The sequence below is a fragment of the Nocardia sp. NPDC057227 genome, assembly GCF_042669725.1.
Taxonomy (GTDB): domain Bacteria; phylum Actinomycetota; class Actinomycetes; order Mycobacteriales; family Mycobacteriaceae; genus Nocardia; species Nocardia asteroides_A.
Genome location: NZ_JBHUXA010000026.1, coordinates 24,667 through 38,821, shown reverse-complemented (window position 1 = coordinate 38,821; position 14,155 = coordinate 24,667). Strand labels below are relative to the sequence as shown.

The 14,155-nt window shown below is 71.8% G+C and carries 14 protein-coding genes; 7 read left to right on the top strand and 7 right to left on the bottom strand.

Annotated features, from left to right (window positions below; translation table 11 throughout):
* Positions 1–137: 137 nt before the first annotated feature.
* Together ACFUJ1_RS28155 and ACFUJ1_RS28150 are read left to right on the top strand one after the other, a co-directional pair.
* Complete coding sequence (locus tag ACFUJ1_RS28155; RefSeq protein ID WP_378650249.1) at positions 138–1,079, top strand: alpha/beta fold hydrolase; 942 nt, start codon at positions 138–140, stop codon at positions 1,077–1,079.
* A gap of 131 nt (positions 1,080–1,210) precedes the next feature.
* A complete protein-coding gene (locus ACFUJ1_RS28150; RefSeq protein WP_233015308.1) occupies positions 1,211–1,498 on the top strand; it encodes a hypothetical protein in 288 nt (95 codons plus the stop codon).
* A gap of 7 nt (positions 1,499–1,505) precedes the next feature.
* On the opposite strand, the gene ACFUJ1_RS28145 is transcribed toward ACFUJ1_RS28150, so the two are convergent.
* Positions 1,506–2,726 carry an acetyl-CoA C-acyltransferase gene (locus ACFUJ1_RS28145; RefSeq protein ID WP_378650247.1) on the bottom strand — a complete coding sequence of 407 codons (1,221 nt, stop codon included), beginning with the start codon at positions 2,724–2,726 and terminating at the stop codon, positions 1,506–1,508.
* Between the two features lie 245 nt (positions 2,727–2,971).
* Between ACFUJ1_RS28145 and ACFUJ1_RS28140 the strand changes: the two genes are divergently transcribed.
* The 3 genes from ACFUJ1_RS28140 to ACFUJ1_RS28130 are packed head-to-tail and all read left to right on the top strand — an operon-like array spanning position 2,972 to position 6,516.
* Positions 2,972–3,799: a hypothetical protein gene (locus tag ACFUJ1_RS28140; RefSeq protein ID WP_378650335.1), complete on the top strand. Its 828-nt coding sequence runs from the start codon at positions 2,972–2,974 to the stop codon at positions 3,797–3,799.
* 25 nt (positions 3,800–3,824) lie between these two features.
* Positions 3,825–5,768 carry a fumarate reductase/succinate dehydrogenase flavoprotein subunit gene (locus ACFUJ1_RS28135; RefSeq protein WP_378650245.1) on the top strand — a complete coding sequence of 648 codons (1,944 nt, stop codon included), beginning with the start codon at positions 3,825–3,827 and terminating at the stop codon, positions 5,766–5,768.
* A 1-nt stretch (position 5,769) separates the two neighbouring features.
* A complete protein-coding gene (locus tag ACFUJ1_RS28130; protein WP_378650243.1) occupies positions 5,770–6,516 on the top strand; it encodes a succinate dehydrogenase/fumarate reductase iron-sulfur subunit in 747 nt (248 codons plus the stop codon).
* Positions 6,517–6,531: 15 nt separating this feature from the next.
* Here the strand turns inward: ACFUJ1_RS28130 and ACFUJ1_RS28125 are convergent, their stop codons facing one another.
* The 3 genes from ACFUJ1_RS28125 to ACFUJ1_RS28115 all read right to left on the bottom strand — a co-directional run bounded on the left by ACFUJ1_RS28125 (position 6,532) and on the right by ACFUJ1_RS28115 (position 7,918).
* A complete protein-coding gene (locus ACFUJ1_RS28125; protein ID WP_269821755.1) occupies positions 6,532–6,654 on the bottom strand; it encodes a hypothetical protein in 123 nt (40 codons plus the stop codon).
* A gap of 119 nt (positions 6,655–6,773) precedes the next feature.
* Entirely contained in the window at positions 6,774–7,004 is a 231-nt protein-coding gene (locus ACFUJ1_RS28120) for a DUF397 domain-containing protein (RefSeq protein WP_233015313.1), read from the bottom strand.
* Entirely contained in the window at positions 7,001–7,918 is a 918-nt protein-coding gene (locus ACFUJ1_RS28115) for a helix-turn-helix domain-containing protein (protein ID WP_378650240.1), read from the bottom strand. Before ACFUJ1_RS28115 ends, ACFUJ1_RS28120 begins: the two co-directional genes overlap by 4 nt.
* A 175-nt stretch (positions 7,919–8,093) precedes the next feature.
* Between ACFUJ1_RS28115 and ACFUJ1_RS28110 the strand changes: the two genes are divergently transcribed.
* Positions 8,094–8,324, top strand: coding sequence for a hypothetical protein (locus ACFUJ1_RS28110; RefSeq protein ID WP_378650238.1), 231 nt, complete (start codon positions 8,094–8,096; stop codon positions 8,322–8,324).
* Here the strand turns inward: ACFUJ1_RS28110 and ACFUJ1_RS28105 are convergent.
* Positions 8,321–9,385, bottom strand: a complete 1,065-nt coding sequence (locus ACFUJ1_RS28105; protein ID WP_378650236.1) for a DNA-3-methyladenine glycosylase family protein — start codon at positions 9,383–9,385, stop codon at positions 8,321–8,323. The two genes, ACFUJ1_RS28110 and ACFUJ1_RS28105, sit on opposite strands and share 4 nt — an antisense overlap.
* A 104-nt stretch (positions 9,386–9,489) precedes the next feature.
* A complete protein-coding gene (locus ACFUJ1_RS28100) occupies positions 9,490–10,398 on the bottom strand; it encodes a DAPG hydrolase family protein (RefSeq protein WP_378650234.1) in 909 nt (302 codons plus the stop codon).
* A 37-nt stretch (positions 10,399–10,435) separates the two neighbouring features.
* Between ACFUJ1_RS28100 and ACFUJ1_RS28095 the strand changes: the two genes are divergently transcribed.
* The gene (locus tag ACFUJ1_RS28095) at positions 10,436–11,032 is read left to right on the top strand and encodes a TetR/AcrR family transcriptional regulator (RefSeq protein WP_378650232.1); all 597 of its coding nucleotides are present in this window, start codon (positions 10,436–10,438) and stop codon (positions 11,030–11,032) included.
* Between the two features lie 263 nt (positions 11,033–11,295).
* Here the strand turns inward: ACFUJ1_RS28095 and ACFUJ1_RS28090 are convergent, their stop codons facing one another.
* The gene (locus ACFUJ1_RS28090; protein ID WP_378650230.1) at positions 11,296–14,061 is read right to left on the bottom strand and encodes an FAD-binding and (Fe-S)-binding domain-containing protein; all 2,766 of its coding nucleotides are present in this window, start codon (positions 14,059–14,061) and stop codon (positions 11,296–11,298) included.
* Between the last annotated feature and the right edge of the window lie 94 nt (positions 14,062–14,155).

Below are 14,155 nucleotides of genomic sequence, written 5' to 3'. Positions count from 1 at the left end.
TATCCGATACTCCGATGATCTCGGCGCGACTCGGTTCGGCCACACCTGCATAACGGCAGGTGAAGTCGGTTAACAGCGGGCTTGCGGCGCGCGACCATTCAGGCAAGGAAAGAACGTCCGAGCCCGGAGGTGTTGCCATGACCACGTCGATCGCTCCCGTAGCCGACCGTCGCGTCACCGTGGCCGCCGACGACGGCACCCCGCTGGCGGCCAGGGTCATCGGCGCCGACAGCGCAGAGGTCACCCTGGTCTTCGTGCACGGCCACTGCCTGCGCGCCGACACCTGGTCCTTCCTCGGCGAGCGGCTGGCGCTGGCCTGGGGCAGCACCGCCCGGCTGGTCAGCTACGACCACCGCGGGCACGGCCACTCCGGGGCGGGCGACGCCACCGGCTACACCATCGACCAGCTCGCGCACGACCTGGACGCGGTGCTCCGCGCGCTGGCCCCGACCGGCCCGATCATCCTGGTCGGGCACTCGATGGGCGCCATGACGGCGCTCGCGCACGCCAGGCTGTACCCGCAGGCCGTCGGCACCAGGATCGCCGGGCTCGCGCTCATCGCCACCGCCGCGAGCGGCCTCACCGACGTCGGGCTCGGCCGGCTGCTGAACCGGCGCGCCATCGGTGCGCTGCAGCGGGCGGTGCTGCGCGCGCCGCGGCTGATGGGGGCCTCGCACCGGCTCTCCCGGCGGCTGCTGGAGCCGATCATGGGCGAGGCCAATCTCGGCACCGCGCCGGTGAGCCCGCGGGTGCGGGCGCTCGCCATCGCCATGTTCAACGAGACCCCGCTGCTCACCATGACCAGCTTCCTGGAGCCGCTGCGCACCTTCGACGAGAGCGACGGGCTGCACCGGCTGGCCGGAATCCCGGCGCTCGTGCTGGCCGGCTCGGCCGATCTGGTGACGCCGTTCGCGCACTCCGTCGTGCTCGCCTCGCAGCTCCCCGCGGCCGAGCTGGTCCGGGTCGACGGCGCCGGGCACGGCGTCATCCTGGAGCGGGCGGACGAGGTCGCCGCGGCGCTCTCCGGGCTGGTCCGGCGGGTGCTGGCCGGGTCGCGGAGCTACGCCATGGCGGGCTGACCGCGCCGACCGGTTCCGCCCCGATTCGAGATCGCACCGGACACGAGGGATTTCGTCGGCTACTGTGTTGTAGATCACGGTGTGCGGTGAGTCACATGATCTTGTGGCTTCACAGAACCTGGGAGGTAACGATGACACGCAGCGATATCGCGGAACTCCGCTACGCGGTCGGCCAGCTCCAGCGCTCGATCGGGGCGCTGCGCTCGCACTACGGCGACGCGTCGCCGGTCCGGCGGCTGGAGAACGACCTCGAGCGGCTCGTCATCGACGCCGACGAGTTCGAGCAGACGCCGCCGCCCGAGCTCGGCCGCAGGCCGCGCGACACCATCTACGTGCCGGACAGCAAGAGCGACGAATCCGCCTGGATGGGCGCGCAGGACGAGGGGCTCGGCTTCCACTCCCGGCCGCGCACCACCTGACCCGCGCTCAGGCCCGGTGCCGCCCCGGCCGCCGCGGCGGGCGCGCCCCGTGGAACCGGGCCCCGCGCGGTGGCGCGGAGGCGGGCGCCGACTCCGCCGACTCGAAGAGCGCGGCGATGCCGTGGTCGTGCCCGAGCGCGATGGCCTCCAGACCGTAGCGGCCGCCGCCACGCTCCAGCTCGTGCAGCATCGTCGTCATGATGCGGAGCCCGGTGGCGCCGACCGGGTTGCCGAGCCCGATCGATGAGCCGTTGACGTTCAGCCGGTCGGTCGGGTCCAGATCCCACTCCCGCGCCAGGGCGAGCACCTCCACCGCGAAGCCCTCGTTGACCTCGATCAGATCCAGATCGTCCATCGTGAAGCCGTTGCGGCCGAGCAGCTTCGCCACCGCGGGGGCGGCGCCGAGCGAGGCGATGTCGGAGTCGCAGCCCGCCGCGGCCCAGCCGACCAGGTAGGCCAGCGGGGTCAGCCCGAGCTCGTCCAGCCGGTCCTCGGCGACGACGAGGCAGGCCGCGGCGCCGTGCCGGTGCGTGCTCATGTTGGCGCTGGTCACCACGCCGCGGGGGAGCAGGGGGCGAAGGTTGGCGAGGGTGTGCGTTGTGGCGTCCGCCCTGACCCCCTCGTCCCTGGCGATCCGGTGGCCGGGGTCGAAGTCGGCGGCGGTGCGGGCGTACGGGTCGGCCGTGACGCCGACCGGGACCACCTCGGCGGCGAAGGCGCCCTGGCGCCAGGCCCGTGCGGCCCTGCGGTGGCTGGCCACCGCGAACTCGTCCGCCTCCACCCGCCCGATCCCGTAGTGCCTGGCCAGCTCCTCGGCGTTCACCAGGTCGGCCCGGTGGCCGGGGTCGCGTGGTGAGATCGCGCCATCCGCCGAGCACTCCACGCCACCGGCGACGACCACGTCGGCCGCGCCGGTCTGCACCATCATCGCCGCGGTGATCACCGCCTGCAGCCCGCTGCCGCCGCGCCGGTCGGTGAGGAAGCCGGGCACCGCGAAGGGCAGCCCGGCGCCGCGCGCGGCCAGCCTGCTCAGGTGCGGCACCGTCGGGCCGCGCGGATCGATGCACGCCATCGCGACGTCCTCGATGCGCAGCGGGTCGATCCCGGAGCGGTCGATGACCGCCGAGAGCACCGTCGTCGCCAGCCACTCCGGCGGCATCCCGGAGAGTGCCCCGCCAGCAACCCCACTGGGGGTGCGAACCGGAGCCACGATCGCGGCTCTTCTCATCGTGGTGGCCCCTTCCTTCCGGATCCGTGCGTCACCGCACGTCAACGGGCGATTTGTCAGGAAAAGGGCATCATGGGGCTGTTACCGAAGTGTGACGATCAGGCCGCGATCATGGTTGTGGTGAAGATCACTACTGGGCCGATGCTCCGGGAATGGCGGTACCGGACCCGAGCGATAGCGCCCCTGTCGTAGGGTGCTCGTCATCACATCGGATCGCGGGCCAACCCGACGAGCCCGCAGAGCAGATCAGCGAGGCATCCACCGTGACTGCCGCACCCACCGGCGTCTTCACGACGACCAGAGCACGGATCTCCGCACGCACCCTCCGCACCGACCGCTGGTGGCTACCACCGCTGATCACCGTGCTCGGTCTCGGTGCGTTCGTCGTATACGCGACGGTCAGGTCGTTCGTGCGCACCGCCTACTACGTTGCCGACTACCACTACCTGACGCCGTTCTACTCACCGTGCCTGAGCACGTCGTGCGTGGAAGGCGCGAGCCACTTCGGGACGCCGCTCGGCGACCTGCCGATGTGGATACCGCTGGGCTTCGCGGTCCTGCCGTTCCTGCTCGGTTTCCGGCTCACCTGCTACTACTACCGGAAGGCCTACTACCGGGCGGTGTGGTTCTCGCCCCCGGCCTGCGCGGTCGCCGAGCCGCACGCCAAGTACACCGGCGAGACCAGGCTGCCGCTGATCATCCAGAACGCGCACCGCTACTTCTTCTATGTGGCGCTGCTGGTCTCGCTGGTCAACAGCTACGACGCGATCGTCGCCTTCCACGGCAAGAGCGGCGGCTTCGGCTTCGGCCTCGGCAACCTGGTGCTGCTGCTGAATGTCGTGCTGCTCTGGGCGTACACGCTCTCCTGCCATTCCTGCAGGCACATCGCGGGCGGGCGGCTCAAGAATTTCTCGGCGCACCCGGTGCGCTACTGGTTCTGGACCCAGGTGTCGAAGCTGAACACCAGGCACATGGCCCTGGCCTGGACCACCCTCGGCACCCTCGTGCTCACCGACTTCTACGTCATGTTGGTGGCCAGCGGCACGATTTCGGACCTGCGGTTCATCGACTGACCGCCTCATACAGGAGTTTTCCTCGATGCCAGAAGTTGAACGGCACAAGTACGACGTGGTGGTCATCGGCGCGGGTGGCGCCGGGCTGCGCGCGGTGATCGAAGCACGGGAGAACGGCTACAGCGTCGCGGTGGTCTGCAAATCCCTGTTCGGCAAGGCACACACGGTCATGGCGGAGGGCGGCTGCGCCGCGGCCATGGGCAACGCGAACGCCAAGGACAACTGGCAGACGCACTTCAAGGACACCATGCGCGGTGGCAAGTTCCTGAACAACTGGCGGATGGCCGAGCTGCACGCGCAGGAGGCGCCGGACCGGGTCTGGGAGCTGGAAAGCTATGGCGCGCTGTTCGATCGCACCCCGGACGGACGGATCAGCCAGCGCAACTTCGGCGGCCACACCTACCCGCGGCTGGCGCACGTCGGCGACCGCACCGGGCTGGAGCTGATCCGCACCATGCAGCAGCGGATCGTCGCGCTGCAGCAGGAGGATTTCGCCGAGACCGGCGACTACGAGTCCCGGATCAAGGTCTTCGCCGAGTGCACCGTGACCGAGCTGCTCAAGGAGGGCGACCGGATCTCCGGCGCCTTCGGCTACTGGCGCGAGTCCGGCCGCTTCGTGCTCTTCGAGACGCCCGCGATCGTGCTGGCCACCGGCGGTGTCGGCAAGTCCTACAAGGTGACATCGAACTCGTGGGAGTACACCGGCGACGGCCACGCGCTCGCGCTGCGCGCCGGGGCCTCGCTGATCAACATGGAGTTCCTGCAGTTCCACCCGACCGGCATGGTCTGGCCGCCGAGCGTCAAGGGCATCCTGGTCACCGAGGGTGTGCGCGGCGACGGCGGGGTGCTGAAGAACACCGACGGCAAGCGGTTCATGTTCGACTACATCCCCTCGGTCTTCAAGGGGCAGTACGCCGAGTCCGAGGACGAGGCCGACCAGTGGCTGAAGGACAACGACTCCGCCCGCCGCACCCCCGACCTGCTGCCCCGCGACGAGGTAGCCAGGGCGATCAACTCCGAGGTCAAGGCCGGGCGCGGCACCGAGCACGGCGGCGTCTTCCTGGACATCGCCTCCCGGCTGCCCGCCGAGGAGATCCGGCGCAGGCTGCCGTCGATGCACCACCAGTTCAAGGAGCTGGCCGACGTCGACATCACCGCCGAGCCGATGGAGGTCGGGCCGACCTGCCACTACGTCATGGGTGGGATCGAGGTGGTGCCGGACACCGGCGCCGCCACCGTGCCCGGGCTCTTCGCGGCGGGGGAGTGCTCCGGCGGCATGCACGGCTCCAACCGGCTGGGCGGTAATTCACTCTCCGACCTGCTGGTCTTCGGCCGCCGGGCCGGGCTCGGCGCCGCCGAGTACGTGCGCTCGCTCGGCGAGCAGCGTCCGGTGGTGACCGATGCCGACGTCACCGCGGCCGCGCAGGCGGCGGTGGCGCCGTTCGACCCGCCCGCCTCCGGCCAGGGCGAGAATCCGTACACCCTGCACACCGATCTGCAGCAGGTGATGCACGACCTGGTCGGCATCATCCGCACCGAGCGGGAGCTGCATCAGGCGGTGGAGCGGCTGGAGCGGCTGCGCGAGCGGTACGCCGAGGTCACCGTGGAGGGGCACCGACAGTTCAACCCGGGCTGGCACCTCGCGCTCGACCTGCGGAACATGCTGGTGGTGAGCGAATGCGTGGCCCAGGCCGCGCTGCTGCGCACCGAGAGCCGCGGCGGGCACACCCGCGACGACTACCCGGGCATGGACCCGGGCTGGCGGAACACCCTGCTGGTCTGCGCACTCGACGGCGACGACCGCGGCGCTACCGTGCCAGGCGTCGCCGTGCGCCCGGCCGACCAGGAGCCGATGCGGGAGGACCTGCTCGCGCTCTTCGAGGTCACCGAGCTGGAGAAGTACTACAAGGGAATCGAATTGGCGGGACACCCGGAGAACGCGCGCCCTGCCCCGGAAGGCGAGGCGTGACATGGGATACGACGCCAAATTCCGCGTGTGGCGCGGTGATACCGACAGCGGCGAGCTGCGGGACTTCACCGTCACCGTGAACGAGGGCGAGGTGGTGCTCGACATCATCCACCGGCTGCAAGCCACCCAGGCCCCCGACCTCGCGGTGCGCTGGAACTGCAAGGCGGGCAAGTGCGGCAGCTGCTCGGCCGAGGTGAACGGCAGACCCAAGCTGCTCTGCATGTGCCGAATGTCGACCTTCACCGAGGACGAGGTCATCACGGTGACCCCGATGCGCACCTTCCCGGTGATCAAGGACCTGGTCACCGATGTCTCGTTCAACTACGAGAAGGCCAGGCAGATCCCCTCGTTCACGCCACCGGCGGATCTGAAGCCGGGCGACTACCGGATGAAGCAGGTGGATGTCGAGCGCTCGCAGGAGTTCCGCAAGTGCATCGAGTGCTTCCTCTGTCAGAACACCTGCCACGTGGTGCGTGACCACGAGGAGAACAAGGAGGCGTTCGCCGGGCCGCGCTACCTCATGCGGATCGCGGAGCTGGAGATGCACCCGCTCGACGTCGCCGACCGGCGGGATCTGGCCCAGGAGGAGCAGGGCCTCGGGTACTGCAACATCACCAAGTGCTGCTCCGAGGTGTGCCCGGAGCACATCGCGATCACCGACAACGCGCTCATCCCGATGAAGGAGCGGGTGGTCGACCGGCGGTACGACCCGATCGTCTGGCTCGGGAACAAGCTCTTCCGCCGCTGAGCGCGGGTGGTCGCGCTACAGCAGCGCGACCACCCCGACGGCCACCGCCCACACCAGCGCACCGACGAGAAGTGCGGAGAGCCACGAACCGGTGAGCACGAAAACGCCCACCGATGCCACCGCCACCAGCAGTCCCACGATCAACCACTCCACCCAGTAGCGGGGATGCGGCGTCCGGTACCGGGGTGGGGAATTCTTCAACCCACGGTCCATGAAGAGAGGTGTACCCGAACGGCTTTCCAGGCAAACCGGCAGTGTCAGCTCGGCGGGTCGAACTCGCCGTCCTGCACGCCGGCGGTGAAGGCGTCCCACTCGCCCGGCGTGAAGATCAGCACCGAGCCGTCCGGGTCGCGGCCGTCGCGCAGCGCGACGTGCCCCTCGGCCAGGAACGCCACCTCGACAACGGCTTCGCTCTCCGGCGTCGTGCCGGAGGCCGACTGCCAGCGCGCGCCCGTGATGTCGACCTGCGCGCCCTCGCCGATACTCATGCCGCGTACTCCTTCGCTACCCGCCGCAGCAGGTTCCGGCTGGATGGGATGTCGAGCGCCGAGCCGCGCAGGCACTCGTGCGCCGCATCGTACCGCCGGACGTCGCGCTCGGACTCCAGATACAGTCCGCCGGTGAGCCCTTCGGTGTACACCACCGGCGGCTCGATCGACCTGCCCCTGCGGTCCGCGCCGAAATCGAGCAGGGTGAACGGCGCGACCGTCCCGCCGACCGGCGCCCCCGCCGCGAACGGGAGCACCCGCAGCCGGACATTGGCCCTCGTGCTCAGATCGGCCAGGTGCCGCAGCTGGGCGGCCATCACCCGCGGCCCGCCGACCAGCCTGCGCAGCACCGACTCGTGCAGCACCGCGTCGACCGTGGCCGGCAGCGACTTCCTGGTGATCAGGCTCTGCCCGCGCAGCGTGCGCTGCACCCGCTCCTCGGCGCCGCCCGCCAGCGCGCGCAGGTACTCCGCGGTGCGGAAGAGCACGGGCACCAGGTCCGGCTGGTACGTGCTGAGGTGCCGCGCCGATGCCTCCACCCCGCGGTACACCTCGAAGTGCTCCGGGATCAGTTCGCCGAAGGCGTGCCACCAGTGCGTGTCCGCGGTCTGCCTGGCCAGCCCCTCCAGCCCGAAGGCGATCTCGTCCGGGATGCCGTAGACCCGGCACAGCTCGCGCACGTCGATGGTGCGGATCCGGTCGGCCTGCCCCTTCTCCAGCCGCTGCAGCGTGGTCGCGCCCCACTCCATCAGCCGCGCCGCCTCGGCGATGGTCAGCCCCGCCCGCGTGCGCCACTCGCGCAGGTGCCTGCCGAGCTGCCTGCGCGGCAGCGTCGACGAATCGTGCTGCGCAACCACCTGTTCCGGCGCCGGATACCGCTCCGCGCGCCCCACCCCCGCCGGTCTCGTCGCCACCCCACACACTCCGTTCCGTGCTTGTCGCATCTCGGCAGTGCCCCGGGACCCTCGTCCACTACGGATATTTTTCCCCTTCGGAGCGGATTCCGTGCTGGGAATTCGCGGAATACCGCCGCAGTAGGTCGATATCCGGCATCTACACGGCATTCCCCTGGTGTGCTGGATGTGTGCCGTGCCCCTCGAACCGGAGGTGATCGTGTCGTTGACCGAGTTCAATCTGCGCCTCGCGGCTCTCTACGCCTGCGCCGCCGACCCCGGCCCGCTGACGCCGGAGCAGGCGCACACCGCCATGCAGCTGCACCTGGACTGCACCGTCGACGAGTGCCGAGTGCGCAGACGGGCGCGGCGCACCCTGGTCGAGGCCGGCCGCTGCGTCCTCGACGCCCGCGCTCTTCCCTCCTAGTGCCAGGTGTGGTCGGTGAGGGGGGTGCGCGGGGCGAATTCGGGGCGGTGCGCCTGGCCGCTGATCTCCAGCAGCCGGACCGCGCGGTAGCGGTGCGGGCGTAGCGGTTCGAGGTACTCGACCATGCCCGCGTCGTCGAGCGGGCGGCCGAGCAGGGTCCAGCCGACGACGGCGGCGAGGTGGTAGTCGCCGACCGAGAGCGCGTCCGGGTCGCCGTAGGCGCGCTGGGCGACCTCGGCGACGGTCCAGACGCCGATTCCCGGGACGCTGCGCAGTCGCTCGCCCGCCGCGGCGGGGTCGAGGGCGGCGGTGCGGTCGATGGCGGCGGCGGAGCGGGCGGCGCGGACGATGGTGGCCGAGCGCTGCGGGCCGACATTCGCCCGGTGGTAGGCCCAGGATGGGATGTGCTGCCAGGTTTCCGGTGCGGGCGGGAGCAGGAGGTCGCCGGGGCCGGGGGCGGGCTCGCCGTAGTGGCTGACCAGGGCGCGCCAGGAGCGGCGGGCGGAGATGGTGTGCACCTTCTGCTCCAGGATCGCCGGGACCAGCGCCTCGAACACCAGGCCGGTGCGGAGCATGCGCAGGCCCGGGTGGCGGCGGTGCGCCTCGGCGATCTTGGGGTGCTCCGGGGTGAAGGCGGCGACACACTCGTCCAGGCAGAGCATGTGCTCGAGGCCGGTCAGGAACTCGTCGGCGCCGGGACCCCACGCCGTCGCCTGCACGCCGGTGCGGCTCGCCTGGCGAAGGCGGTAGGTGACCGGGCCGGTCGGGAGGCGGGAGGCGTGCCACTGGGCGCCGTCCGGGGTGACGCGGTGGCAGGGGTCGCCCGTGCCGCGGGAGAGGGGGGCGAGGGTGGTGCCGAGGTCGAACGGGCGGTCGGTCGTGAGGGTGCGGGTGGTTCCCGGTGCCGGGGGAGTTCCGTTCGCCGGGCCGCGCGGGGTCCGGTCGGCCGGTGCTTGCGCCCGTGCGTCCGACGACCGCGCCCGGGCGTCCGAGGGGGCGTCGGCCGCGGGCTGCGGCGCGCGGCGGTAGCCGCCCCTCGTCACCCCGGCCTGCCGTCGCACCGGTTCATTGTGCGCGGACCCGCCCGCCGCAGCCCGCGCGCCCCGCCGGTGCCGCCGTCCGCGGCACTCGACTGCCGCGTTCCGGCGGCTGTGGCCGCACCGTCTCATGCCTGGTCGCGGAACTCCGCGTACAGCTCGGGCAGGAAGCCGGCCAGGTGGTTCATCTCCTGGCCGCAGTGCAGCAGCAGGTCACGGGCCATATCCAGGCCGGGGACGAGGTCGCGGGGGTCGGCGGCGGCGCCGCGCCGGACCGCGCGCAGGCTCTGCGCCGGGTCCGGCGGGTGCAGCCCGTAGTGCCGCAGGTGGAACCGGCTGCGCATCTCGGCCCCGCCGGGCACCGGGCGCACCTGGTGCGCCAGCCAGCCCAGGTCGACCGGGGCGACGCTGCTGCCGACCCGGCCGAAGACGATGGTGTGGTCGTCCGGCACCGCCAGCCCGTGCGCCCTCGGGTCGAGGAAGGCGATCGCGAGCTGCTGCAACCTCGCGCCGATGTACTCGTCGACGTAGGAGACGGTGCCGACGTACCCGAACCGCTCCGCCCGCGGCCTGCTCGGCACCAGGTCGCTGAACAGGTGCGCGTCCGGGTGCCACAGCTTGTACCGGGAGGCCTCCACCGAGTGCCAGCGGAACCACCAGTCCCACATCTCGGCCGTCACACCCGGCATCTCGGTGCGCGCGGCCACCCAGATCACCCCGTCGGCGGCCTGCCCGTACCCGGTCTCGACGGCGCTGTACCCGGTGGGCGCGAGGTCGCGCGCCAGCTCGGCGAAGCCGGGGATCCGCTCCGGCGCGGTGGCGGGCCCGTCGTAGGCGTCCAGCACCGCGCGCTGTGGCGGGGCGGTGCGCTCGGCCATGTACCTGGCGTACGGCAGCGCCCGGTCTTCGGGCGAATATCCCTGGTAGCGCAGGTTCTCCGCGGTCGCGTCGGCGTGCGCGGCACCCGCGGCGCCCGCGGCGGCGATGGCGACGCCCGCACCGAGCGCGAGGGCGGTTCGCCGGGTAACTCCGGACATCTGTGGAAGCTAACAGCGCCGGGTAAATTCCGGAATCATGGTTTCCGCTCGACGGCCACGCCAGGACTCCGCAGAACGGCGTGCGCGAATCGCCGAGGCCGCATTGCGCGTGCTCGGCGAGCAGGGCCCCCGAAAATTGACCCATCGCAATGTCGACGCCGCCGCCGAACTTCCGCCCGGATCGGTCAACTACCACGCGCCGAATCGGCTGCGGCTGCTGCAGATGGCGGCCGACGAGCTCTTCGCCCAGGACATGCGGATCGCGGCCAGGCACTTCTGGGAGCCGCACCCGCGCGCGCTCTTCGCCGTCGCGGTCGCCGTGATCACCGAGATGACCGCCCCCGAGGCCAGGTACCGGGTGGTCGCCAGGCACCACCTGCTCGCCGAGGCGCGCACCGACGAGGAGTTGCACCGGCACTTCGACGACGGCCGCGCCGCCTTCGTCTCGCTGGTCAGGCAGTGGCTTGCCGACTCCGGGCTGGAAATGACCACCTCGGCCGCCGAACTCTGCGTCATCACGCTGGACGGCCTGGTCAACCGACAGGTCTTCTTTCCAGGCACGGCGCTCACCGACGCCGAGGTGCGGCGGCTGGTCGCGCTGCTCGGCAAGGCGACCGGCCCCGGCGCTCGGTGATCGCACTGTGATCTGCCGCCGAATTCGCGCCGATCGGTAACACCACCGGTGACCTCGACGATATCGACGTGATCGGCAAACTGCCGGCAGTCGGTTCACGAAGGGTTATGCGCGATGCTGACGAACCTGCTCAATTTCCTGCTCGACGGGGTCGGCGGCTTCGCCGCGGGTAGCTCCGGTTATCACATTCAGCCCGGCACCCTTCCCTTCGGGAGCTGAGACCGGCGTCGGCTCCCCACCGCAGCGGGGGGCCGGCGCCGCACTCAGTCTTCCCAGAGGAACTGGGCCAGATGGCGGGCTTCGTACCCCGCCAGCTCCGCGGCCTGGGTCCGGCAGGAGAAGCCGTCGGCGAGCAGGACCGCGTCCGCCGGGACCGCCTGCAGGGCCGGGAGCAATCCGTTTCCGGCGATTGCCACGGAAATGTCGAAATGTCCGGCCTGCATTCCGAAGTTACCCGCGAGGCCGCAGCAGCCGCTGATCTCGTGCAGCTGCACGCCCATTGCAGCTAATATCTGGCGATCTGCCGAGAAGCCCGCCGTCGCGTACTGGTGGCAGTGCGGCTGCACCACGACCGTCCGGCCGTCTCGGCGCGGCGGGGTCCAATCCGGGTGCGCGAGCAGGAATTCGGCGAGGGTGCGCACCGCGGCCGCGGTGGGGGCCGAGCGCGGGTCGTCCGGGAGGAGTTCCGGGAGGTCGGCGCGGAGTGCGGCGGTGCAGGAGGGCTCCAGCCCGACCACCCGGCCGCCCGCCCGGATGTGGGTGTCCAGTTCGTCGAGCGTGGCCAGGAGCCGGGTGCGGGCGGTGTCGAGCTGACCCGTGGTGATCCAGGTCAGCCCGCAGCAGACCCGGCGCTCCGGCAGCCGCACCCGGTAGCCGAGCGATTCCAGCAGGCCGATGGCGGCGGTGGCGATGGCCGGGTCGAAGGCGTCGGTGAAGGTGTCGATCCAGAGCAGTACCTCGGGGCCGGTACCGGTGACCCGGCGTGCGCGGTCCACCCGGTGCTCGGCCAGCGCGGGGACCCGGCGACGCGGGTCGATTCCGGCCGCGCGCAGGCCGATTCGGCGCAGCGGGCCGACGCCCGCGAGTGCGTTCGCGAGCCGCGGCACGCGGCTCGCGAGTGCCAGCCAGCGCGGCAGCCCGCCCAGCGTGTAGTGGTCGATCGGGCGCAGTTTCCCCTGGTACCTGCGGTAGAGAACTTCGGATTTGTAGGTCGCCATGTCCACCCCGGCCGGGCAGTCGGTCGCGCAGGCGCGGCAGGAGAGGCACAGGTCGAGTGACCCGTGCACCTCGGGGCCGGTGATCGGGAGCGCACCGCGCACCACCTCCTGCAGCACCCTGGCCCGGCCGCGGGTGCTGTCCTTCTCGTCCGCGGTGGCGCGGAACGAGGGGCACATGAAGCCGCCGGAGTCCGCGCGACACGAGCCGACCCCGACGCAGCGGTGCACAGCGGTGGACAGGTCGCCGCCGTCCCCCTGGAGCGCGATCCCGCGCGTCGGCACCGGCGTGAGACCGGCCACCCGCAGGTCGGCGTCGATCGGGCTCGGCGCGACCAGCACGCCGGGATTGAGCACCCCGCCCGGATCGAAAAGCGCCTTGAACTCGCCGAATGCCGCGAGCGCCGCGGGGGAGTACATGCGCGCGAGCAACTCCGAGCGGGCCCGGCCGTCACCGTGCTCACCGGAGAGCGAGCCGCCGTGCCGGACAACCAGATCGGCGGCGTCGAGCAGGAAGGCGCGAAAGCGGCGCGGCGCCTCGGCGATCGGCAGGTCGAGCCGGACGTGGATGCAGCCGTCGCCGATGTGCCCGTAGAGCAGCCCGTCCACGCCGTGCTCGGCGGTGAGCGCGCCGAATTCGCGCAGGTAGGCGCCGAGCCGCTCGGGCGGGACGGCGGCGTCCTCCCAGCCGGGCCAGGCCGGTTTGCCGTCGGGGGAGCGGCCCGCCAGGCCGGCGCCGTCGGCGCGGATCTGCCAGAGCGCGGCGGTGGCGGCGCGGTCGGTGACGATCGTGCTGTCGACGGCGCCCGCGGTCAGGCAGAGTTCGCGCGCGGCGTCGCGGGCGGAATCCGCGGTGTCGCCGCTGGTCTCGACGAAGAGCCAGGCGGCGCCGCGCGGCAGCTCGGGCACGGCGCCGCGCTCGGCGCGGACCACGTCGACCAGCCTGGCGTCGATCCCCTCGATGGCTGTCGGCCGGACGGCGAGCACCGCGGCGATGTCGTCGGCGGCGGTGGCCATATCCGGGTAGCCGAGCACGGTGAGCACGGTCGCGCCGGGCAGCGGGACCAGGTCGACGGTGGCGTCGAGCAGGATTCCGCAGGTGCCCTCGCTGCCGGCGAAGGCCCGCGCGACCGCCGAACCCCGCTCCGGGAGCAGGTGTTCCAGCCCGTACCCCGAGGCCTGGCGATCGAAGCGGCCCAGATCGGTGCGCAGCAGCGCCAGGTGCGCGCGGGTGAACTCGGGCAGCCCGGGGAGCGCGGCGAGGTCGGTGCCGAGCAGCCGCTCCGCGCCGGTGCCGTCCAGAATCCGCAGCGTGCGCACGTTGTCTGCGGTGCGGCCCCAGGCCACCGCGCGCGGCCCGCAGGCATTGTTGCCGATCATGCCGCCGAGCGTGCAGCGGCTCTGCGTGGAGGGGTCGGGGCCGAAGCGGAGACCGTGCACCGCGGCCGCGCGCTGCAGCCGGCCGAGTACCACGCCCGGTTGCAGCGTGACCCGCCCGCCGTCCGGGTCGATCGGGCCGATCGCGTGCATGTGCCTGCTGAAATCCAGCACCAGCCCGGTGCCGACCGCGTTCCCGGCCACCGACGTCCCCCCGCCGCGCGCCGTCAGCGGCAACCCGTGCTCCCCGGCGAACGCCAGCGCCGCCGCCACGTCCGCGTCGTCGAGGGGGAACACGACGGCCGTCGGCGGCACCCGGTAGTTGGAGGCGTCCGACGAGTACTCCGCCCGCCGCCGCGCCGACCCGTCCACCTCGCCGCGCACCCGCGCACCGAGCGCCCGAGCGATGAGTTCTGGCTCGTCCGGCCGTCCTTTCACCTGCACCAGGGTAGGCCCGGCCGGAAACAGCTTGCTCTCAACCTTTGTTGAGGTCTTAGTGTCGGTGGCTCGGGGTCCAATGGGCTCCGAGTGC